Source organism: Rhodococcus koreensis (assembly GCF_900105905.1).
Lineage (GTDB): Bacteria > Actinomycetota > Actinomycetes > Mycobacteriales > Mycobacteriaceae > Rhodococcus_F > Rhodococcus_F koreensis.
Genome location: NZ_FNSV01000005.1, coordinates 8,573,165 through 8,594,283, shown reverse-complemented (window position 1 = coordinate 8,594,283; position 21,119 = coordinate 8,573,165). Strand labels below are relative to the sequence as shown.

Here is a 21,119-nt window from a genome sequence, read left to right as displayed (position 1 = left end):
GGCGACAAACGTGAACGCACTATCACCAGAATCGATCTCCGGCGACAATCACTTGGCCGAGCAGTTTCCGCTGTCACCGATAGATGACTATTTCGTCCACCAAACCCCGGATCCGGTGCGGGTCATGTGGACAGGGGACCCCCGGGCGTATGAGCGCCACTGGGTGGTGATCCACGACGACACCGGCGAGTTACTGATCGCCACGGGCGGCAGCCTCTATCCGAACCTCGACCGGGCCGAGGCCTACGCGATCGTCAACTCGAAAGGCCGACATACCACGGTCCGAAGTTTCCGCTCGATCGGAGCGGATCGCACCGACCTGCGCGTGGGACCGATCGTGCCCACGATTGTTCGCGGTCTGCGGGAGTGGCGCTACGTCCTCGAGCCGAACGAGTGGGGGGTCAGCTACGATCTGACGTTCCACGACACCACCCGGCAAGTTTTTCGCGAGCCGTTGTCGGACTCTGCGCACGGCTTTCCGACTGGCCGCCGCAACGACGTCACCAGCGGATTCGAATGCTTCGGATCGGTGACCGGATGGGTCGACATCGAGGGCGAGCGAACCACTTTGGGTCCGAATGCCGCAGGCACGAGGGATCGCCACTGGGGCACCGGCCGCGGTGTCGGTGGACCGGAGTTGTCTCTGGGAGGTCGCCTGCACGTAGGGACCAACGGCAACGCGTTCGTGGCATTTCCGGACTGGGCGCTGTGGGGCGACCGACTGTTCTACCCATTCGGCGACCCGGCATCGGGTTCGACACGAGTTTTCAAGCCCACCCGCCGGCTCCGGTTCGAGCCGGACACGGACATCTTCGTCGAAGCCATCGTCGACTACGAGTTCGACAACGGCAAGCAAGTCCAACTCCACTACGAGCGGGTAGGTCAGCAGACGGCCTATCTGCGATGCGGAATGTACGGCGGCACACCGGATCGCGACATCCACCAAGGTGGTTATGCCGGCCCCGACCTGACCGAGGGGGAAACGTATGATCTGAGCCGACCGGAGACCCGGATCGGCATCCGCGGCCTCGACGAGCATCTCTGCCGTGTCACACGTGATGACGGTCAGACCGCTCTCGGAATATACCAGACTATCGACCCCGTGGCCTATGAAGTATGCGTGTCGGGCAGGAAGGGCTGGAACCTCCTCGTCTGAGAAGCGCCGGGCCAGGACGGTATGGACCGTACAGCGAAACTTTCTGAAATCCTTGACTTCAGTCATTACGCGCGACATTCCGATAATCGGAACGCATTTCGAGTCCATGAATTCTAAATCTCCTGTGACCATGGCGAACCAATCAAAATTCGGTCGAAGACCACGAGATTGACCACTTCTGACGCAGCATGGAGCGATTTCGGCCAGTCGCATTCCTCAGATGCAGGCATTTCGTGCAACGAAAAATCTTCCTGAAGGGGCAAATTGTGGTGATTTTACGGAGTGCACGGCGAGGCGCGTGTGTTATGTCCGCAGCGTTGCTGGCGTCGGTCGGGTTGGTCGCTTGCAGTTCGACGGGTTCCGGCACATCGGGAGATGCGATACGAGTGGGCGTGACAACGTCGCTCACCGGATCGTTCGGTACCTACGGAAACATGATCAAGGACGGGCTGGAGGCCGGCCTGTACTGCAGCACCGAAGGCACCAACGAAGTCGACGGCAAGCCAATCGAATTCGTCTACGCCGATGACGGCGGCGATCCCGAGCAGACACTCGCCGCGGCCACCAGGATGGTTGGTGACGGGATCAACATCCTCACCGGCACCACATCGTCCGCCGCCGCGATGCAACTCGGCCACTTCGCCGAACAGCAGAATCTCCTGTACATCTCCGGTGCCGCGGGGATCGATGATGTCACCGGTCTGAACGCCAACACTTTCCGCGCCTCGCGACAGGCGTATCAGGAAGCGGCTGCCCTGAGCAGCGTCCTCGAGAAGAACAATAACAAGACGGTAGTACTTGCCCAGGACTACGCATTCGGACAGAAGTACGCCTCTACGATCACCGGCATCCTCGAATCGAGCGGATCTGAAGTAGAGAAAGTGCTTGTGCCTTTGGACACGAATGAGTTCACGCCCTACGCGCGGCGAATCAGCGAGTTGAAGCCCGATCTACTGATTGTCGTCTATTACGGCGATGGGGCTCCGTCCATGTGGCAAGCGATGTCGCAACAAGGAATCTTGGACACGACCACGGTGGCGAGCGTGCTGGTCGAGAAGCCGCACTGGTCAATCTATGGTGACGCTGCCGAGAAGATCAACTTCGTGACGCACTATTACCCGGGCGCACCTGGCGGCGAAATGAACGAATGCCTGACTGAGCGAGTACCAAATGCCGACCTGTCCACCCACGACGGATTCGTCGCCGCGCAGCAGATCGTGCACGCACTCTCCACTGCGGGCCCCGACGACGTCGAAGGCATGATCGAGGCACTCGACGGGTGGTCATTCGAGGCACCGAAAGGACCTATGACAATCCGCTCGGGTGACCACGCCCTACTTCAGGACATGTACCTCGTCTCGCTCAGTGACAGCGATGGCGAATTGGTCGCCCACACAGTAGGAAACGTCGGCAGTGAGGTAGCGAAACCATGAACGATACTGCAGCACTTGCCCGGACGCTGCCGTCCTCACAGGAACTGGGACCCGCGATCGAATATGCGCTCGAGACAGTCGATCTCTCCTGGAGTGTTGGCGGATTCGCCATCGTCAGCAATGTCGGACTCCGTGTCCGGCGTGGCGAGTTTCTCACCGTTATCGGGCCCAACGGGGCCGGCAAGAGCACGTTGATGAATCTCCTGTCAGGGGTGTATCGCCCCTCATCGGGTTCAGTCCACTTCGATGGTCAGGACATCACCAAGATGGGAGCCGCACACCGTGTCCGGCGCGGCCTGGGACGGACGTTCCAGACATCGAGCCTGTTTGCGGGATTGACGGTCCTCGAGAACGCACGGTTGGCAGCCCAGGCTGCGCTGGGCGGCAGCATGAACCTCTGGGGCAGGCCATCGGCCCACGATCGAGCCACAGAGCGTGCGCGAGAGCACCTCGAAGAGGTCGGCCTGCACGACATGGGCGGAAACATCGTGTCCGACCTACCGTACGGAGACAAGCGGAAGCTCGAGATAGCCCTCGCGTTGTGCGCGCGCCCCCGCGTCCTGCTCTTGGATGAACCGACGGCCGGCGTCTCGGCCGAGGATGTCCACGCGCTGATCGACGTAGTACGGGCAGTGCACGACTCGGGCCGTACGGTGGTGATGGTCGAGCATCGAATGGATCTGGTTCTCGACGCGTCAGATCGTATTGCCGTCATGCAAGACGGCGGTCTTCTCCTGTGCGATGATCCGAACGCAGTGATGTCCGATCCGCGGGTCCAAGCCGCCTACCTCGGGCCGGAGTTCTGATGTCCGCCGGCGACGCGGCCCTGTCCGTGCGAGACCTTCAGGTACACCGCGGCGAAGCACATGTTCTGGAAGGTGTGTCATTCGAGGTACGTCCACGTCGTGTCACCGCATTGCTCGGTCGCAACGGTGCGGGGAAGACGACAACCTTGATGACAATTCTCGGTTTGCTGGAGGGCAGCGGCAGCATCAGGCTCTATGGTGAAGAGATCTTGGGCGTGCCGACCCACCACCTGGTCCGCCGAGGTATCGGATACGTGCCCGAGGACCGCGAGGTATTCGGCACGTTGACTGTCGCCGAGAATCTTCGATTGGCTGCGCGGACACCGGAGGCGACCCAACGACTGGACCTCGTACACGAACTGTTTCCAGACTTGCTGCGCAGGAGCGCTCAGCGGGCGGGAGCGCTGTCCGGCGGCCAGCAGCAGATGGTGGCGATCGCGCGTGCCATCCTGAACCCGAACCGCTTGCTCCTCATCGACGAGCCGAGCAAGGGATTGGCGCCCATCGTGGTCGGCCAGGTAGTCGAGGCTCTGGCGAAGGCCGCCAGCGCCACCACAATCTTGCTGGTCGACCAGAACATCCGAGTCGCGCAGCGCTTGGCCACCGATGCCATCGTGCTGGACCACGGCGCAGTTGTATTCACCGGTTCGATGGAGGACTTGGCTGCGGATGCGGATCTCACGCAGCGCTACCTCGGTGTCGCGCCGTCTTCCCGCGACAGCAACACGATCGGGAAGGGGTCTGCACGATGACAACCCTCATCGTCCTCACTGCTACAAGCCTCGGTCTCGCGGGCCTGTATTTCCTCCTGTCTTCAGGGCTTTCCCTGATATTCGGTTTGATGGACGTCCTGAATGTTGCGCATGCCGCGATCTTCGGGCTGGGCGGATATGCGGCCTGGGTCGTCATGGACCGGTTCGACTTGATAGATTCCCTCGCTGCGCGTTTCGCGGTCGCCACAGTTGTGGCGGTCATATTCGGATGCGTTCTAGGATATTTCGTAGAGCGGACGCTGATAGCGCGCAACTACGGTGATCACCTCACACAGATCCTCATCACGTTGGGGCTCGCATTCGTCATGGAGGGGCTCATCGGCGGTATTTTCTCGTATTCGCCGCAATCGATCGCACAGCCGGCCTGGTTCACCGACGTCACGGTGATCCTCGGTGGACGCATTCCCAACAGTAGAATCCTTATCTTCGGTATATCAGCCTTGGTGCTGGTGAGCTTGCTGTTCTTCATGAAGAAGAGCAAGTATGGGTTGATCATCCGCGCAGGTGTGGAGAACAGGCGGATGGTTCAGGCGCTGGGCATTGACGTCGCGCGGAGCTTCACCTTCGTGTTCGTACTGGGCGCAGCCTTGGCCTGCCTGGGTGGCGCGCTGGGCGCGGTCTACTTCACGGGAATTACTCCTGCTCTCGGTCCGAATCTGTTGATCTTCGCTTTCATCGTGGTGATTATCGGTGGACTCGGATCAATCGGCGGCACTGCCATCGCTGCCGCTCTCGTCGCCTTCACTCAGCAAATCGTGAACTTCTACGTGAGCACCGGACTGGGCGACATCGCCGTCGTCGGTCTGCTTGCGGCTGTGCTCTTACTGCGCCCACAGGGCTTGCTCGGAAGGGTTGCATCAGCATGATTCCGTTATCCAGTACCCAGACACGGTTGCCCGTCGACCGGAGTCCGGGAAAGCTGCACCCGAGGCGGATTTCCGTCGGGGCGCGAGTGGGCCTCACGGTCATTCTCGTTTTGGCTGCTCTACCGATGTTGGATGTTCCGATTCCGATCCTTCTCCCCGGACAGTTGTCGAGTTCCGGTTCTCTGCTCATCTTGTCGATCGGCCTTGTATTCGCTGGTGTCGCGATATCTTTCGATGTCGTATTCGGATACACCGGCCTGCTGAGCGCTGGTCATGCCCTGGTTTTCGCTCTGGGAATCTACGCAACCAACCTGCTGATGCACGCAGGCCTGGGGTATTTTTCCGCTGCAGCGCTTGCCATCGCGCTGTCCGGGCTGGTCAATACCGCGCTGGGAGCGATCGCCCTTCGCGTGAAGGCGGTCGCCTTCACGATGGTCACGCTGGCGTTCGGCGAGGCCTTCTACATTTTGCTCCTGGTTGATCCTGCGGGGATTTTCGGCGGCGAGGAGGGCCTGCCTGTTGCCTTCGAGCAGATCCCCGACCTGCTCGCCAGCGCCCGCGACGTCCGCTGGCTCTACTGGCTATCGCTCGCATTCGCCGTGGTCGCCTACCTTCTGGCGTGGATGGCGACGCGGTCTCGTTGTGGCCAGGTTTGGCAAGCGATCCGCGAGAACGAGGATCGGGTCGAAAGTCTCGGGTTGTTCTCGTACAGCTACAAGCTGGTTGCATATGCTTTCGGCGGCGTGATCGCGGCGGCGGGCGGGGCGGTGTATCTCTTGGTTGCGCGGGGCGCCAATCCGTCCAGCGCATCAGTGCACTTCAGTCTTGCATTGATCGTCATGGTGGTATTGGGCGGACGCGGCCGGATCTGGGGTGCAGCGATCGGTGGCCTCATATACGGAATCCTCACTTTGAGGCTGCCCGAGCTTTCTACGTCCGGCGTCCTCGACGGGCTACCTGAATGGGCAAGTCGCACAGTGTCCGAACCGCTCGTCGTCCTAGGATTTCTGTTCATCCTGATTGTGCTGTTTTTTCCAGATGGCATAGTCGGTCTTGTCGACCGTGCCAACTCCCGGCTCCGGACAATGCGACCTCGGAGCATGAACGAAAATACACTCATTCTTCCTCCGGATGAACCGATTGGGGTGGATGAGATCAGGACGAAGCATTAGGAGAAGGCAGGTTTCGCACCGCCCTCCCGCCGCCCAATTTAATCGCAGTCCCGAAAGGAACGCACATGGAATCACCGAACGTCTATCACTACGGAATTCTCGTCAGCGACATCGATAGCGCAATCACGCTGTACGGGAAGCTTTTTGGGCTTACCTTCCATGAGCCGACCGAAGTGCATCTCAATAGACTGGTCGATCCCGACGAGCACGAGTTCGACCTGCGAGTCACGTATTCTCAGCAAGGACCCCCCTATATGGAACTGCTCGAAGCCAAGGGTGACGGAGTTTATTCCGCTGGTCACGGGGAGGGCGTGCATCACATCGGCATGTGGGACCCGAAAATCGATGACAACAAGAAGCGGTATCTCGATTCCGGAGTGGAATCGGATGGCGAGGTTTTGAACCCCGATGGAACCACGTTTGCGTGGTACACGAACCCGAAGACTACCGGCGGGGTTCGCTTCGAGTTCGTCGATGAATCCGCACGGGAAGATCTCGAGAAATGGATTCAAACCGGGATGATGGGACCGGGGGGATTCGTCGTCTGAGGCCAATGACCTCCCGGGGTCGTGACGTAAACACGCTGGCTGGTCGAGCGCCGCCGAGTTGGCCGACGCTCGACCAGGTCCGCACGGGCTCTCGGGTCCCGAGACCGGGGTCGTGGACCACGAGTTCTCCGTCCGCATCGGCCCGGACTCCTCCTGGCTCACTTCGGATCGCCCTCAACTGCTTTCCGTTGCCGGCGCGCGTCAGGTAGCCACGATGATGAGGACCGCAACTCGCCTCACGTGGCCTTGGCCAATATGCAGGGTCGCACGGAGAATCTTCCGTCGGACCGCTGAGAGTGGCGATGCGGTCCGGTGCCAATTGGACACGTGATCCTCGCGCTCGATTGCCGCGATGGGACGACAACCTGATGGCGATCCAAGTCGGGCGCGTGCGATGTTCGTACCCGTCCCAGCGCGCTGGGTCGCAGCGGACGTGATCGTCGCCATGTTCGGCCCCAAGACCACCGGCGCGCCGCTGGAACAGACTGACGACCTTCACGCCCATCCGGTAGCGGCGGCTGGGAAACCAGACCCACGTCCCGATGGTTGATCCCACCCTGGTGTCGCCGAGATCAATCGACGGCGATTGGTGCCGCCCCTTGCCCGGCCACGACGACTGTAGAAACATTTCCATAGGCGGACACCGACCCGCGACTCGAGGTCGCGCGGTGCCGGACTGCGAGGTGCTCTCCCCGACTGCGCCGACATGGTCGATCGGCGTGAGAGCGCCACGCGTGCGAATCCCGGTGATCGATGGCCGACGATACCGATCGGAGAAATCGTGACCAGCGAAACCACACCAGTCTCCATCCAACGCGAACCGGAACTGGCCGGACAGACCGTCGTCCTCATCGGCGGCAGCGCAGGCATCGGGCTCGAGACAGCGCGACGCGCCCGGATGGAGGGTGCCGACGTCATCCTCACCGGGCGCAACCCCGACCGGCTCGAGGCCGCAGCGGCAGACGTCGGCACACAGCGCACCGCAGCGTTCGACGCCACCGACCCGGCAGCATTGCGGAGGTTCTTCGAGGACCTGCCGACACCCATCGACCATGTGCTGGTGACGGCAGGCGGCCCGCGTTACGCTCCCCTGCTCGAGATGGACGCGGACGAGGTGCGCCGGCAGCTCACCGAGCACATAGTGCTGGGGCTCGAGGTCGCGCGCAATGCGGCGAACAAGATGCGGCCCGGGGGCACGCTGCTGTTCATGGGCGGCACCGGCGGCCGGCGCATCGGTCACGGCCTGGGGATTGCCTCCGCCGCCACGGCCGCACTGCCCCCGTTCACGGCGGCCCTCGCTCTCGAGCTCGCGCCGGTTCGCGTCAACCTCATCGCCGCCGGCTTCGTCGACACCCCACTGTCGGCATCGCTGCTCGGTGATCGGCTCGACGAACGGCGGAACGAGTTGCGGACGAAGCTTCCGATCGGCCGGGTCGTCGGCCCTGCCGACGTCGCAGCCCTCGCCGTCCACATCATGAGCAACACGGCACTCACCGGCGCGACGTACGACATCGACGGCGGCCAGCAATTCGTCTTCTGACGACCGCACGACGACAGACGCAGCGATTCGCACGACCTGTTCGATCGATCCCCGACACATCGCGAGAGGAAACCCATGAGCACCAACGAAGTTCACACCGACGAGGCAACCAGCACCACGAATGTCCCGACCGTCGACATGAAGCTGGAGGTCGTCGTCCTCCCCGTCTCGGACGTCGACCGCGCCACCGAGTTCTACACCAGACTCGGCTGGAGACAGGACGTCACACCGCCCGACTCCGGCGTCGTCCAGTTCACTCCGCCCGGCTCCGACGCCTCGATTCACTTCGGCGCAGACCTCACCACGGCCGCACCCGGTTCGGCCAAGGGATATCTCATCGTCTCCGACATCGAGGTCGCCCGTGACCAGCTGGTCGCTGCCGGCGTCGCGGTCAGCGTGTTCCACCGCGGCGCGGACGGGCCTGCAGACGGGCCGGACCCCGACCGCCGCAGCTACTCCTCCCTGGCGTCGTTCAGCGACCCCGACGGCAATTCCTGGCTGCTGCAGGAGGTCACCACCAGGCTTCCCGGGCGGATCGACACGGCCACCACGTCGTTCGGCTCCGCACGCGACCTGGCGACCGCGCTCCGCCGGGCGGCGGCCGCCCACGGCCGGCACGAAGAGCGCACCGGCGAGGAGGACCCGAACTGGCCCGACTGGTACGCCGAGTACATGGCCGCCGAGCAGTCCGGGGCGGAGCTACCCACGTGAGGAGCGGCGATGGGTAGCGGAGCGAGTCGTCATTCTCCGGACAGGTCGGCTGAAAGGTCGCGGACCTCGACGCCGGCGGGAATCTCGACCTCGGCGATCAACTCGGGCCGGTCGTCGAATTCGAGGCGGAGGGCCCGGCACATCGTGGCGTGCATGTCGTAGAGGGTGGTGATGTACGTCAGCTGTAGAATTTCGGGATCCGTCAGGTGGGCTTTCAGGACCGCGAACACCTCGTCCGGCACCCGGCCGCCGTCGTAGACGAGGCCGTCGGTGTAGGCCAGGACCGCCCGCTCGAGTGCGGAGAAGCAGTCGCTGACCTGCCAGTGCGGAAGGGCCGCGATCTTTTCCTCCGGCGCCCCGAGGGATCGCATCTGCTTGCAGTGCTGGGAGAAGACGAACTGGCTCCCGCGTGCGTACCCGGCCCTGGCCTGCCCCAGTTCACGCAACAGGGGGTCCAGGGTGACGTTCCGGTAGAGCGAGAATCCGCGGACGGCGTGCCGGAACACGTCCGGTGACTGGGCGAACACGGTCCACCAGTCGCCGGGGGTGGCGTGGATGGTGCCGTGATCGACGGCGGGATCCTTGTCGGGTCCGAACAGTCGATCGTAGAAGAAGAGGATCTTCTCGTCGGTGACTTCGGCGCGGGGTACCTGACGGAGACGGGGCACGGCTTTTCCTTTCGGACGGTGGCGGTCAGGATGCGGTGGGTACGCGCCGGTCGGCTGCGGTCTTCGGTTTGTGCGCGACGTCGGCTTCGGTGAAGGTTCGCGTCCAGCAGGCGAATTCGAGCAGTACGCCGTCCGGGTCCTGGAAGTAGAACGAGCGCACGAAGGTGCCCGGGTGCACGTGCCGGGACACGCCGGCGGAGCTGTCGTCGTGGTTGAGGACCCGACTGACCTTGATTCCCTCGGCCTGCATGCGGGTGTAGTACTCGTCGAACTGTTCCGGGGGCACCGCGAACGCGACGTGATTCATCGACCCGACCGCACTCGCGAGTTCACCCTCGTCGGGGAGCCCCTTGGGGGCGGCGAGACCGGGCGCGGCCTCGGGGGAATCGGCCAGCCAGAAGAAGGCGATGGTGTTGCCGTTGCCGCAGTCGAAGAAGAAGTGCTGGCCCAGATCCCCCGGCAGCTCGATGGTCTTGATCAGGGGCATGCCCAGGACGCCCGAGTAGAAATCGATGGTGCGTTGCATGTCCGAGCACACCAGCGCAAGGTGGTTGATACCCCGAAGTTCGTACTTGGAGTTCGGATTGCTCATGGCGGTCCTTCCGATGTGGTGAAGTCGTCGCGAGAAGCGAACAAAAATGACTTGACAGTCATGTCATCTATTGGGAGAGTTTGTCTGTGAGCAAGTCATCTGTCAATACCCCGTCCACGCCGGCCACTGTCGACACCCTGACCGCGCGTGGCCGCAAGACACGCGACGCACTGCTCGACGCCGCCCGGAAGGTGTTCGAGACGGTCGGATTCCCCGACACCCGGGTCGAACACATCGCCCAGGAGGCGAACGTCTCCTACGGCACCTTCTACCGCTACTTCGAGTCGAAGGAAGAAGTGTTCCGGGAGCTGAGCACTCGATTGTTCGAGGACATGCACCGCCGCGAGCCGACCGAAGGCGACTTGTCTCCGGCGGAGAAACTGGTCGCGTCGAACCGCTCGTACTATCAGTCCTATCGCCGGAACGCCCCGCTGATGGCGATCGTCGAACAGGTCGCGACGTTCAACGACGAATTCCGCGAACTCCGTCACGAGCACCGCCGTCAGCTGATCGACCGGACCTCTCGCGCGATCGCACGCTGGCAGCAGGACGGACTGGTCACCGCCACTCTCGACCCGGTGCTGGCGGCCCGCGCGATGGCCGCCATGGTCGACCACACCCTGTACCTGTGGTTGATCCAGGGTGACGACGCCGACGAGGCGGCCCTGCTCGACACCCTCGACCAGATGTGCCTCGGCGCACTCGGTCTCGACCGGAACTGAGCGCCGCGCGCTCCCCCACCGAGAACCGTGCCGGGTCACGATCCCGACGGTGCGCTTCCTGCACACCCCTCACCATCGACTGAGCAACGGCCGACCGATCGATCTCGTCGACTCGGCCGTTGTTCCGATCTCCCCGAAGGCACGCACAATGACAACGCACCCACCGTTCGCGTCCGCTACCACCGACACACCGCCGGGAGCGCTCGACGGCCTGCGGGTACTCGAACTGGGCACCCTCATCGCAGGCCCGTACTGCGGACGCCTCCTCGGTGACATGGGCGCCGACGTCATCAAGATCGAAGCCCCCGATCGTCCCGACCCCCTGCGGGACTGGGGCCAGGCCGAGGGCGGTCACCAATACTTCTGGTCGGTGCACGCCCGCAACAAACGGTGCGTGAACCTCGACCTGCGCACCGAGGCCGGCCGGCGGATCTTCCTCGACCTCGTCGCCACCGCCGATGTCGTCGTCGAGAGCTTCCGGCCCGGCACCCTCGAGCGCTGGGGCGTCGGCTACGACGTCCTCCGGGAAATTTCCCCGCGGCTGGTCCTGGCCCGGGTCTCCGGATACGGCCAGACCGGTCCGTACGCCGCGCGTCCCGGATACGCGTCGGTGGCCGAGGGCATCAGCGGCTTGCGGCACCTCAACGGATTTCCCGGCCAGGCGCCCCCGCGGATCGCGCTCTCGCTCGGCGACAGCCTCGCCGGGATGTTCGCCTTCCAGGGTGTCCTCGCCGCGCTCATCGCGCGCGGACGCACCGGACGGGGACAGATCGTCGATGCCGCGCTCACCGAGGCCGCACTCGCCATCCAGGAGTCCACCGTTCCCGACTACCACAAGACCGGTCACGTCCGGCAACCCTCCGGCACCCGCCTCGACCGCGTCGCACCGTCCAATCTGTATCGCACGCAGGACGGACTGTGGGTGATCATCGCGGCCAACCAGGACACGCTGTTCGCGCGTCTGTCCGCTGCGATGGGCCGCCCCGACCTCGCCACCGATCCGCGCTACGCCACCCACACCGCGCGCGGTGATCACCAGGACGAGCTCGACACCCTGATCGCCGAGTGGGCGGCCGGCTTCCCCGCGGCGGAGCTGATCGAGCTGCTGACCAAGTTCGAGGTGGTCACGGGCCCGGTCAACACGGTCGCCGAGGTGATGGCCGATCCCCAGTTCAACGCCCGCGAGATCTTCGTCGACCACGTCGACCCCTCCCTCGGGCCCGGCGACACCGGATTCGATCCGGAGCCGGTGAAGGGAGTCGGGGTGATCCCGAAACTCAGCGAGACCGCGGGCGGGGTCCGCTGGGGTGGGCCCAGCCGCCCGGGCACCCACACCGACGAGGTGCTCACCGAAATCCTCGGCTACGACGCCGACCGACTCACCGCACTGCGCGAGCAGGGCACGATCTCGTGACCGCGATTCCACCGGAGGTCGACATCCGGGAGGTCGGGCCCCGCGACGGACTGCAGATCGAGAAGCCCATTCCCACCGCCGCCAAGCTGGAGCTGATCGACGCGCTCGCCGCGACCGGTGTCCGGCGCATCGAGGTCACGTCCTTCGTCTCCCCGCGGGCCGTCCCGGCGCTGGCCGACGCCGAGGCCGTCGCCGCCCAACTCGGCCGCTGGCCACACGTCACCTTCTCGGCGCTGGTTGCCGGACTCGGCGGCGTCAAGCGAGCACTCGCAGCGGGTCTGACCCGCCTCGAGTACGTCGTCTCCGCGTCCGACGGGCACAGCCGGGCCAACGTCGGCCGCAGCAGCGAGGAGTCGATCGCGCTGATCACCCCCGTCGCCGAACTGATTCACCAGGCGGGCGGCACACTCGAAGTGATCGTCGCCATCGCGTTCGACTGCCCATTCGACGGACCCACCCCACCGGAGCGCGTGGCCGACATCGCGCGGCGTGCAGTTCTTTCGGGTGCCGATGCGGTGTCGGTCGCCGACACCATCGGGACCGCGACGCCGGTGCGCACCACAGACGTGCTCGCCCGGGTGCGCGCCGCCGCCCCGGGCGTCGACCTCGGCCTGCACTTGCACGACACCCGCGGCCAAGGCCTGGCGAACGCGTGGGCCGCATACACCTCGGGCATCCGCCAGTTCGACGCCTCCGTCGGCGGGCTCGGTGGGTGCCCCTTCGCGCCGGGCGCGAGCGGCAACATCGCCACCGAGGAACTGGCCTACATGTTCGAGGACGGCGGCATCACCACCGGCATCGACATCGACATCGAACTCGACGCCGCTCGACTGGCCGGGCGCCTGCTCGGCAAATCCCTCGCAGGCAGACTGCTCGCGGCCGGGGGTCGACCGGTCCCCGCCGACACCGCCTGCAATTGACCACCTCGCTGCCGACACCGCGACGGAACACTCCGCTGCGCCGCGGGCAGCACCACACGGAAGAGACGGATTTTCGCATGAACGAGCTGGCTGATCGCTTCTTCGCCGCCGTCGGTGACGGCGACGAGACGACACTGACCGCGCTGTACGCACCGGACGCGCGGATCTGGCACAACGACGACGGACGCGAGCAGACGGTCACCGAGAACCTGAGGGTGCTGCACTGGCTCTCGCGCACACTCGAGGACCTGCGCTACGAGGACATCCGCCGCCACGAGTTGCCAAACGGCTTTGCCCAGCAGCACGTCCTGCGCGCCACGCTGCCCGGCCACGGACCGCTGGAGGTGCCTGCGTGCCTGTTTGTCCGCGTCGACGACGGCCGGATCACCCGTATCGACGAATACGTCGACTCCGCCGCCACCTCGCCCCTGCGCGCGCAGGCCGGCCGGCGACGGGAGCGCTGACATGTCCGAAACCCGTTCCGCCGTCCCGCTCCCCGAACTGTGCGCGCGGATGCGCTCGTTCATCGACGACGCCGTCATCCCCGCCGAACCCATCCTGGTGAACGAGGACGGCCCCGCTCACGTGGCCATCGACGAATTACGTTCGAGGGCCAAGGAACTCGGTTTGTGGGCGCTCGGCCATCCCGCCGAACTCGGCGGTGGCGGTGTCCCGTTCCTCGACTTCGTGCATCTCAACGAGATCATCGGACGCTCGGAGTTCGGCCAGTTGGCCGTCGGCTCGGTGTCCATGCAGGACACCCTGATGCTGCACAAACACGGCACTCCCGAGCAACGGCAGCGATGGATTCCCCCGCTGGTCGCCGGGGAATTCCTGCCGTCCGTCGGGTTGACCGAACCGGACGCGGCGGGATCCGATCCCACCCTCATCGAGACACGCGCCGACCTCGACGGCGACACCTGGATCATCAACGGACACAAATGGTTCACCACCGGCGTAAAGGACGCCGGCTACTGCTCGGTCTTCGCCCGGACCGAACCCGACACCGCCCCGAGGCACGAGCGCATCAGCGCGATCATCGTGCCGACCGACACCCCCGGATTCCAGATCGTCCGGTCGATCCCGACGATGGGGCACGACCCGAGTGATCACTACGAGGTCCGGCTCACCGATGTGCACGTCCCCGCCGCCAATCTCCTCGGCGAACGCGGCAAGGGCTTCGCGGTGGCCCAGGACCGGCTCGGCCCCGGCCGGATATTCCATTGCATGCGGTGGCTCGGGCAGGCTCAGCGCGCATACGAGTTGATGTGTGCCCGCGCGAACACCCGCTACGCCCACGGCTCACTGCTCGCGGAGAAGGGCGAAGTGCACCGCTACATCGCCGAATCCGCCGCCCAGATCCACGCCGCCCGGCTCATGACTCTCGATGCCGCTCGCGCGATGGACGCCGGGGAGGACGCCAGGGTGCGCATCGGGCTGGTGAAATTCTGGGGCGCCCGCATGCTCCACGACGTCGTGGACCGGGCCATCCAGATTCACGGGGCGCTCGGCCTGACCGCCGATACCCCACTCGAGCGGATGTACCGGCAGGCGCGGTACGCCCGCATCTACGACGGTCCCGACGAAGTTCACCGCATGTCGACCGCCCGCCGGTTGCTGCGCGATCCCGAGGCTGCACCATGGCGATGACCGACGCTCCCGTAGCCCTCGCGGACGGCATCCGCGCCGTCCTGACCGCCGCCTACGGCATGGACGCCACGGTCGGGGAACCCCGGCAGCTGACCGGCGGCGCCAGCCGGCAGGTGTGGGCCGTCGACGCCGACGGCCCGGACGGGCAACCCCTGCCCGTCGTGTTGCGCCGCGACCCGCCCGGGCACGGCGACGCCGCCCGGATGCGCGCGGAGGTGGCGTGCCTGCGGGCCACCGCCGCCGCGGGCGTGCCGGTGCCCACCGTCCTCGCTTCCGGGGACACCGCACCCGGCATCGACGCCCCGTACCTGATCATGAACAAGGTGGAGGGCGAATCACTCCCCCGGAAACTGCAGCGGGACCCCGCCTTCGACGAGGTGCGCAGCCGTCTCGCCGAGGACATGGGTTTCGTCCTCGGCCTGATCCACCGCACTCCCCTGGACTCTCTCGCCGTCCTCGACACCACCGACCCGGTGGACGCGCTCGAGGCCACCTACCGCGACCTCGGCGAACCCCGGCCCGCGGTCGAGGTGGGTCTGCGATGGTTGCGTGACCACCGTCCACCGTCGCGACCGCAGGCTTTGGTACACGGCGACTTCCGGATCGGAAACCTTCTCGTCGACGGAACCGGCATCCGCGGAGTGCTCGATTGGGAACTCGCCCACCTCGGTAACCCCGTCGAGGACCTCGGCTGGCTGTGCGTGCGGGCGTGGCGGTTCGGCGCGGATGAGCCCGTCGCCGGAATCGGCGCCCGCGACCAGCTCCTGGACGGCTACGAGAAGGCCACCGGGACGAGGCCGTCGTTGCCCGAACTGCACTGGTGGGAAACGTTCGGAACCGTGAGATGGTTGGTGCTGAGCAGGTTTCAGGCCGAACGTCACCTCGGCGGGGCCGAGCGGTCCCTCGAACTGGCGGCCATCGGACGCCGGGTCTGCGAATCCGAGTACGACCTGCTCGACGTCCTCGGACTGCTCGACGACGCCGCAACCGCTCCCCCGCCGGCGCCACCCGGGCGCACCGTGCACGACAGGCCCAGTGTCCCGGAGATCCTCGACCTCGTGGCCGGCACTGTGGCCGACGACCTCGGACCGGCCCTCGACGGAACGCACGAGCGGGAGCGGTATCTCCTGCGGATCTGCGTCAACCTGTTGCGCACCGCGGGGCGTGAACTCGATGCCGGGAACGGCGCCGATTCCCTGCTCGACGGCGCCCTCGGTGCACTCGGATGCGCGTCCGAGGCCGAGCTTGCCGCACGGATTCGCGCGGGGGCTCTCGACTACCTCGACGACAGCGTGCTCCGGGCGATCTCGATCGCCGTTGTGGCCCGCCTGCGGGTGGCCAATCCCCGGCACATGAACGCATAGCTGCGAAAAGCGGGAAGTGCCCGGCGGATTCGTCCGCCGGGCACTTCCCGTTTCGAGCCCACCACAGATCGTCAGTGGGAGGCGACCAGCTCCAGCGGATCCTCGTCGACCGAAGACACAGCCCGCCTGTGTCGGCGAGCGCCGGGTATCTTGCTCACCAGCGGCCCCAGCACCCACCGGATCACACTGATCAGCCCGTACGGGATCACGAAGATGAAGACGATCAACGCCGCACCGTACGTGATGCCCGCCGCCGACTGATTGATCTCCGCTGTCCACTGCGGCACGTACTGCACGAAGAACGCCCCGAACACCACACCGGGGACGGTGCCGAGGCCACCGATGACGATCATGGTGATGAAGGCGATCGCCAACGGGAGCCCGAATGCCTCGGGGCCGACGTACTGGACCACGAAGCTGTAGAGCACGCCGCCGATGCCGGCGAAGGCCGCGCTGAGCGCGAACACCGTCGTCTTCGTGCGGGTGGCCGGGACGCCGAGCGTGGTGGCGACGGCCTCGTAGTCCCGGATCCCGATCAGTGATCGACCGATCCGGCCGGTGGAGAGTCGCCGGACCACGAAGAAGGCGATCAGCGCCACCACCAGGCACAGGTAGTACACCCACTGGTCGCGTTCGAGTCCGCTGAATGCCGGGGGTTCGGCGCCGGCGATGTTAATTCCCGCCTGGCCGTCGGTGACGTGCTCGAACCGTTTGATCACCGCCGGGGTGACCAGTGCCAGCCCTAGAGTGGCGAGCGCCAACTGAAGTCCGTGGAGGCGCAGGGCGGGCAGGCCGAACAGGTACCCGATCACGAAACAGACCGCGAACGCGACCGGAAGGAGCAGCAGGTACGGGACGTCGTGATTCTCGACCAGCACGGCACTGAGGTACGCACCGACGGCGAAGAAGAAGCCGTGGCCGAGAGAGATCTGACCGGTGTTGCCGGTCAGCAGGTTCAGTCCCAGCCCGACCACCACGTACACCAGCACCATGGATCGATCGAAGTTGACGTACGGCGCCGACACCAACGGCGCCACGGCCGTCACGAGGAGCACCACCGCGACCGTCGCTCTCGCCAGCCACCGTGGTGGATCGAGTTCGGCGCGGGGACGGCGAAGCAGTTCGACGATTCTCATACTCGGGCCACCTTCCGTGCACCGAACAGACCCTCGGGTTTGAGGAGCAACACACCGAGGATCAGGGCCAACGCCACGGCCTGTTTGAAGTCGTGGCCGATCCAGGAAATGTAGGTGCCGGCAAGGTTTTCCGCGACACCCACGCACAATCCGCCGACGAGTGCACCGACCGGGCTGTCGAGGCCGCCGAGGACGGCGGCGGCGAAGGCGTAGATCAGCGAGGCGACGAGCATGTTCGGTTGCAGGAACAGCTGCGGCGCCGCGAGGGAGGCGGCGAGGGCTCCGATGGTCGCGGCGAGGCCCCAGCCGATCATGAGCATCCGGCCGACGGGCACGCCGATCAGCTGCGCCGAGTCCGGGTTGTCTGCCGCCGCCGCATCGCCAGCCCGACTTTCGTCCGCTGGAACAGGACGAACAGCAGCGCCGCGACCACGACGACGATGACCAGCGACTGCTGGGAAACCGCAACCGGACCGAGCGTGAGCACCGGCCCGGACACGATCGCCGGGAACTCCTTGCTCTGCACGCCCCAGATCCAGCCGGCGGCGCTGTTGAGCACCAGCATCAGGCCGAGGGTGATGATGACCAGCGGCATGTGGTTCGGCGACGATGCCAGCGGCCGGATCAGTACCCGTTCGGTGGCGGCTCCGCCGACGAAGGCGACCGCCATCGCGCCGAGGACGGCGAGGTACAGCGGCACACCCCATGCGTGGAACTGCCAGGCGAAGAACGCCGAGAACATCGCCATCTCGCCCTGCGCGAAGTTGACGATTCCCGATGCGCGGTAGACCAGGACGATGCTCAGCGCGAACGCGCCGTACAGGGCGCCCCACATGAGCCCGTCCACCAATTGTTGGAGAAATACATCCATGACCACTCTCCTGTGCTCAGTAGCCGAGGTAGGCGCGTCGCACCGACTCGTCGTGCGCCAATCCGGCGGCGGGGCGTTGGGCGACGACTCGGCCCGCGTCGACGAGAACCGCGGACGTGCCGATCTCGAGGGCGAGGTGCGCGTTCTGTTCGACCACGAGGATCGTGGTCTCGGTCTCCTGGCTGATCCGGCCGAGCGCACGGAAAACCTCCTGCGTGATGCGCGGGGCCAGGCCGAGGGACGGTTCGTCGAGCAGCAGCAGACGCGGCCCGGCCACCAGCGCGCGGGCGATCGCGAGCATCTGCTGTTCACCGCCGCTGAGCCCGCCCGCCTGCTGGTTACGTCGCTCGCGTAGTCGCGGGAAGAAGTCGTACCAGTGCTCGACGGCCCGGTCGGTGATCGCCGCCGACGTCGTGAATCCCCCGACGCGAAGGTTCTCCTCCACCGTCAGGGTGCCGAAGGTGCCGCGGCCCTGCGGAACATGGGCCACACCGAGCCGGGCGATCCGGTCGGTGCGCATGCCGGTGATGTCGCGGCCGTCGAGCCTGATGCACCCGCTGGTGCGGACCATCTGGCAGATCGATCGGAGGATGGTGGTCTTGCCTGCGCCGTTCGCGCCGAGTACCACGGTCACCTCCCCTGCCGGTACCTGGAAGTCGATGCCGTGCAGCACTTCCGCACGGCCGTATCGGGCATGCAGGTTTTCCACGGTGAGCAGGTTCATGCCGCACCGCCCAGGTACGCCTCGATGACCTCGGGGTGAGCAGCGACCTCTGCCGGTTCGCCCTCGGTGACCTTCTGCCCGAAGTTCAGTACCACCACCCGGTCGGAGATCGACATCACCATGGCCATGTGATGCTCGACGAGCAGCACCGAGAATCCGCGCTCGTCGCGCAACCGGCGGACCGTCTCGGCGAGTTCGAGGACCTCCTCGTGGATCAGTCCGTTCGCCGGTTCGTCGAGCATCAGCAGGCGAGGTCGTTGCATCAGTGCCCGTGCGAGCTCGACCCGTTTCAGGGTGCCGTAGGGCAGGTTGCCTGCCGGTTCGCGGCCGACGTGCGCGAGATTCATCGACTCGAGCAGAGCCCAGGCCTCGTCCCGTTCGCCTGCCTCCTCCCTGCGGGTGCGCGGCAGTCCGAGAGCGGTGGCGACGAAGCCCGCCCGGGTGCGCGAGTAGGCCCCGGTGAGGATGTTGTCGAGCACCGAAATCGTCGGGAACAAGCCGATGTTCTGGAAGGTGCGCGCGATCCCGGCGTCGGCGACCCCGTCCGCCGACAGCGCGAGCAGGTCGGTGCCCCCGAACGCGATCTGTCCCGAATCCGGTTCGTAGAGCCTGCTGATGCAGTTGAACAAGGTAGTCTTCCCGGCGCCGTTCGGGCCGATCAGCCCGACGATCTGTCCGGGCTCGATCGTGAACGACGGTCCGTCGAGGGCGACGACTCCTCCGAACCGCAACCGGACGTCGCTGACTTTCAGCGTGGGCACATCCGGTGGCCGGGCGGTCATCGTTCGGCGCTGCGCGTGACCACAGCGTCGTAGTGCCAGCTGCCGTCGCGGAACGTCATCGGCGCCATCGACGTGATTGCGTACGGGTAGTCCGCGCTCGTGTCGAACGTGACGCCGTCGATGGACAGGTCGGTGGTGACCGCGTGCAGATTCCGGACGGAATCGAGCAGATCGGCGCGGGTGCACCCCTTCATCTGTTCGAGTGCGGCCACCAGCAGCTGAGCGGTGTTGTAACCGGTGGCGGCGATGGTGTCGGAGGACTTGAACGCGCCGGCGTGCCGATCGGCGAAAGCGCGCCATTCCTGCACGCCCGGCACCTGGTCGTGGTCGGTGCTGCTGACGTCGTAGATCCAGTAGAACGAATGCACGCCCTCGGCGGCGTCGAGGCCCGCCGGTGCGAGGACGAAGTTGGTGTCGGTGGCGCCGGAGTAGATGTAGGTCTCCGGCTTCCAGCTCAACTCGTGGGCCTTCTTCAGAGACTGCGTCACGAAGCCGGCGGTGGCGAAGTTGACGAACACGTCGGCCCCGGAGTTCGCGAGGTTGACCACCTGCGAGTCCACGGACGGTGTGGTCTGTTCGTACGACTGCTCGGCGACGATCTGTGTGCCGCTCCCGTCGAGGGCGGACTTCAGGGCGTCGAGACTGCCGTTGCCCAGACTGTCGTTCGAGTACAACACCGCGACCTTGCCTTGCGGGTGATCGCGAAGGATCTGTTTCGCCCGCTCGGCGACCTCCCAGCCGGTCTGCGGGTTCACCGCGCCGGCGACCACGGGCCGTTCGTCGGGGGTGGTGAGCAGTTCGTCGGTGCCGGTCATGGGGAACACCAGCGGGACGTTCTTCTGGGCGAGGTAGTCGACGACCGCGAGGGTCGAGGCGGTGCCGATCAGGTTCTGGATCGCGAAGACGTGTTGCTGTTCGACCAGCGATCGGACGTTGCCGACCGTGCGCGCCGGGTCGTATCCGTCGTCGAGTGCGGTGTAGACGATCTTGCGAGACTTGCCATCACCCATCGCGACGCCGCCGGCGGCGTTGATCTCGTCGAACAGGGCGGACGCCGCGGTCGCCTGGGGTCCTGCGATCGACTGGACCAGGCTGGTGCCGAAGTGGATCTCGGTGTCGGTGATGCCGGGGTCGCAGCCGCCTGCGGCGGTCGCGGTGTCATCTCGGCCAGAACATGCGGTCAGGGCCGCGGTGGCGCACAGGGCTGTCAGGCCCGTGGCGAGGATACGTTTCATGGTTGCTCCGTTAGAGGGAAGTCACAGGGACGGAAG

The 21,119-nt window shown here is 65.5% G+C and carries 21 protein-coding genes and 1 pseudogene; 15 read left to right on the top strand and 7 right to left on the bottom strand.

The window, feature by feature from the left end; genetic code table 11:
• Window positions 1–10: 10 nt before the first annotated feature.
• The 9 genes from BLV94_RS43845 (at window position 11) to BLV94_RS43805 (ending at window position 9,005) form a co-directional block, all read left to right on the top strand.
• Entirely contained in the window at window positions 11–1,156 is a 1,146-nt protein-coding gene (locus BLV94_RS43845; RefSeq protein ID WP_244163780.1) for an Rv3169 family protein, read from the top strand.
• A 305-nt stretch (window positions 1,157–1,461) separates the two neighbouring features.
• Window positions 1,462–2,589 (top strand): substrate-binding domain-containing protein, encoded by a 1,128-nt coding sequence (locus tag BLV94_RS43840; protein ID WP_072941384.1) that lies wholly within the window; start codon window positions 1,462–1,464, stop codon window positions 2,587–2,589.
• Complete coding sequence (locus tag BLV94_RS43835) at window positions 2,586–3,395, top strand: ABC transporter ATP-binding protein (protein ID WP_083395847.1); 810 nt, start codon at window positions 2,586–2,588, stop codon at window positions 3,393–3,395. The genes BLV94_RS43840 and BLV94_RS43835 overlap by 4 nt, the downstream gene beginning before the upstream one ends.
• Window positions 3,395–4,147, top strand: coding sequence for an ABC transporter ATP-binding protein (locus tag BLV94_RS43830; RefSeq protein WP_072941386.1), 753 nt, complete (start codon window positions 3,395–3,397; stop codon window positions 4,145–4,147). Before BLV94_RS43835 ends, BLV94_RS43830 begins: the two co-directional genes overlap by 1 nt.
• The gene (locus BLV94_RS43825) at window positions 4,144–5,034 is read left to right on the top strand and encodes a branched-chain amino acid ABC transporter permease (protein WP_072941388.1); all 891 of its coding nucleotides are present in this window, start codon (window positions 4,144–4,146) and stop codon (window positions 5,032–5,034) included. Before BLV94_RS43830 ends, BLV94_RS43825 begins: the two co-directional genes overlap by 4 nt.
• A gap of 86 nt (window positions 5,035–5,120) precedes the next feature.
• Entirely contained in the window at window positions 5,121–6,206 is a 1,086-nt protein-coding gene (locus BLV94_RS43820; protein ID WP_072941391.1) for a branched-chain amino acid ABC transporter permease, read from the top strand.
• 65 nt (window positions 6,207–6,271) lie between these two features.
• A complete protein-coding gene (locus BLV94_RS43815) occupies window positions 6,272–6,754 on the top strand; it encodes a VOC family protein (RefSeq protein WP_072941394.1) in 483 nt (160 codons plus the stop codon).
• Between the two features lie 781 nt (window positions 6,755–7,535).
• Window positions 7,536–8,294: an SDR family oxidoreductase gene (locus BLV94_RS43810; protein WP_072941524.1), complete on the top strand. Its 759-nt coding sequence runs from the start codon at window positions 7,536–7,538 to the stop codon at window positions 8,292–8,294.
• A 75-nt stretch (window positions 8,295–8,369) separates the two neighbouring features.
• The gene (locus BLV94_RS43805) at window positions 8,370–9,005 is read left to right on the top strand and encodes a VOC family protein (RefSeq protein ID WP_072941396.1); all 636 of its coding nucleotides are present in this window, start codon (window positions 8,370–8,372) and stop codon (window positions 9,003–9,005) included.
• A 29-nt stretch (window positions 9,006–9,034) separates the two neighbouring features.
• Here BLV94_RS43805 and BLV94_RS43800 read toward each other — a convergent pair whose 3' ends face one another.
• Both BLV94_RS43800 and BLV94_RS43795 read right to left on the bottom strand, forming a co-directional pair.
• Window positions 9,035–9,673, bottom strand: a complete 639-nt coding sequence (locus tag BLV94_RS43800) for a carboxymuconolactone decarboxylase family protein (protein ID WP_072941399.1) — start codon at window positions 9,671–9,673, stop codon at window positions 9,035–9,037.
• A gap of 25 nt (window positions 9,674–9,698) precedes the next feature.
• Entirely contained in the window at window positions 9,699–10,265 is a 567-nt protein-coding gene (locus tag BLV94_RS43795) for a VOC family protein (RefSeq protein ID WP_072941402.1), read from the bottom strand.
• Between the two features lie 86 nt (window positions 10,266–10,351).
• On the opposite strand from BLV94_RS43795, the gene BLV94_RS43790 reads away from it, so the two are divergent.
• From BLV94_RS43790 to BLV94_RS43765, 6 genes are all read left to right on the top strand, one after another.
• Window positions 10,352–10,987 carry a TetR/AcrR family transcriptional regulator gene (locus BLV94_RS43790; protein ID WP_072941404.1) on the top strand — a complete coding sequence of 212 codons (636 nt, stop codon included), beginning with the start codon at window positions 10,352–10,354 and terminating at the stop codon, window positions 10,985–10,987.
• Window positions 10,988–11,135: 148 nt separating this feature from the next.
• Window positions 11,136–12,401, top strand: a complete 1,266-nt coding sequence (locus tag BLV94_RS43785; protein ID WP_072941527.1) for a CaiB/BaiF CoA transferase family protein — start codon at window positions 11,136–11,138, stop codon at window positions 12,399–12,401.
• Window positions 12,398–13,321, top strand: a complete 924-nt coding sequence (locus tag BLV94_RS43780) for a hydroxymethylglutaryl-CoA lyase (RefSeq protein ID WP_072941406.1) — start codon at window positions 12,398–12,400, stop codon at window positions 13,319–13,321. Before BLV94_RS43785 ends, BLV94_RS43780 begins: the two co-directional genes overlap by 4 nt.
• A 77-nt stretch (window positions 13,322–13,398) precedes the next feature.
• Window positions 13,399–13,785: a nuclear transport factor 2 family protein gene (locus BLV94_RS43775; protein WP_072941407.1), complete on the top strand. Its 387-nt coding sequence runs from the start codon at window positions 13,399–13,401 to the stop codon at window positions 13,783–13,785.
• A 1-nt stretch (window position 13,786) separates the two neighbouring features.
• Complete coding sequence (locus BLV94_RS43770; RefSeq protein ID WP_072941408.1) at window positions 13,787–14,971, top strand: acyl-CoA dehydrogenase family protein; 1,185 nt, start codon at window positions 13,787–13,789, stop codon at window positions 14,969–14,971.
• The gene (locus tag BLV94_RS43765) at window positions 14,962–16,335 is read left to right on the top strand and encodes a phosphotransferase family protein (RefSeq protein WP_307718311.1); all 1,374 of its coding nucleotides are present in this window, start codon (window positions 14,962–14,964) and stop codon (window positions 16,333–16,335) included. Before BLV94_RS43770 ends, BLV94_RS43765 begins: the two co-directional genes overlap by 10 nt.
• 71 nt (window positions 16,336–16,406) lie before the next feature.
• On the opposite strand, the gene BLV94_RS43760 is transcribed toward BLV94_RS43765, so the two are convergent.
• The 5 genes and pseudogenes from BLV94_RS43760 to BLV94_RS43740 form a co-directional block, all read right to left on the bottom strand.
• On the bottom strand, window positions 16,407–17,471 hold the full coding sequence (locus tag BLV94_RS43760) for a branched-chain amino acid ABC transporter permease (RefSeq protein WP_072941410.1): 1,065 nt from the start codon (window positions 17,469–17,471) through the stop codon (window positions 16,407–16,409).
• Window positions 17,468–18,306 (bottom strand): annotated as a pseudogene (locus BLV94_RS43755) (branched-chain amino acid ABC transporter permease). Before BLV94_RS43755 ends, BLV94_RS43760 begins: the two are co-directional and overlap by 4 nt.
• Before the next feature lie 52 nt (window positions 18,307–18,358).
• Window positions 18,359–19,066, bottom strand: coding sequence for an ABC transporter ATP-binding protein (locus BLV94_RS43750; protein WP_072941411.1), 708 nt, complete (start codon window positions 19,064–19,066; stop codon window positions 18,359–18,361).
• Entirely contained in the window at window positions 19,063–19,848 is a 786-nt protein-coding gene (locus BLV94_RS43745) for an ABC transporter ATP-binding protein (protein WP_072941413.1), read from the bottom strand. Before BLV94_RS43745 ends, BLV94_RS43750 begins: the two co-directional genes overlap by 4 nt.
• Entirely contained in the window at window positions 19,845–21,083 is a 1,239-nt protein-coding gene (locus BLV94_RS43740) for an ABC transporter substrate-binding protein (RefSeq protein WP_072941414.1), read from the bottom strand. The genes BLV94_RS43745 and BLV94_RS43740 overlap by 4 nt, the downstream gene beginning before the upstream one ends.
• Between the last annotated feature and the right edge of the window lie 36 nt (window positions 21,084–21,119).

Coding starts and splice junctions, on each gene's coding strand:
- BLV94_RS43840 (WP_072941384.1), top strand. CDS start 1,462: ATGTCCGCAGCGTTGCTGGCGTCGGTCGGGTTGGTCGCTTGCAGTTCG.
- BLV94_RS43835 (WP_083395847.1), top strand. CDS start 2,586: ATGAACGATACTGCAGCACTTGCCCGGACGCTGCCGTCCTCACAGGAA.
- BLV94_RS43830 (WP_072941386.1), top strand. CDS start 3,395: ATGTCCGCCGGCGACGCGGCCCTGTCCGTGCGAGACCTTCAGGTACAC.
- BLV94_RS43825 (WP_072941388.1), top strand. CDS start 4,144: ATGACAACCCTCATCGTCCTCACTGCTACAAGCCTCGGTCTCGCGGGC.
- BLV94_RS43815 (WP_072941394.1), top strand. CDS start 6,272: ATGGAATCACCGAACGTCTATCACTACGGAATTCTCGTCAGCGACATC.
- BLV94_RS43805 (WP_072941396.1), top strand. CDS start 8,370: ATGAGCACCAACGAAGTTCACACCGACGAGGCAACCAGCACCACGAAT.
- BLV94_RS43795 (WP_072941402.1), bottom strand. CDS start 10,265: ATGAGCAATCCGAACTCCAAGTACGAACTTCGGGGTATCAACCACCTT.
- BLV94_RS43785 (WP_072941527.1), top strand. CDS start 11,136: ATGACAACGCACCCACCGTTCGCGTCCGCTACCACCGACACACCGCCG.
- BLV94_RS43775 (WP_072941407.1), top strand. CDS start 13,399: ATGAACGAGCTGGCTGATCGCTTCTTCGCCGCCGTCGGTGACGGCGAC.
- BLV94_RS43770 (WP_072941408.1), top strand. CDS start 13,787: ATGTCCGAAACCCGTTCCGCCGTCCCGCTCCCCGAACTGTGCGCGCGG.
- BLV94_RS43765 (WP_307718311.1), top strand. CDS start 14,962: ATGGCGATGACCGACGCTCCCGTAGCCCTCGCGGACGGCATCCGCGCC.
- BLV94_RS43760 (WP_072941410.1), bottom strand. CDS start 17,471: ATGAGAATCGTCGAACTGCTTCGCCGTCCCCGCGCCGAACTCGATCCA.
- BLV94_RS43750 (WP_072941411.1), bottom strand. CDS start 19,066: ATGAACCTGCTCACCGTGGAAAACCTGCATGCCCGATACGGCCGTGCG.
- BLV94_RS43745 (WP_072941413.1), bottom strand. CDS start 19,848: ATGACCGCCCGGCCACCGGATGTGCCCACGCTGAAAGTCAGCGACGTC.
- BLV94_RS43740 (WP_072941414.1), bottom strand. CDS start 21,083: ATGAAACGTATCCTCGCCACGGGCCTGACAGCCCTGTGCGCCACCGCG.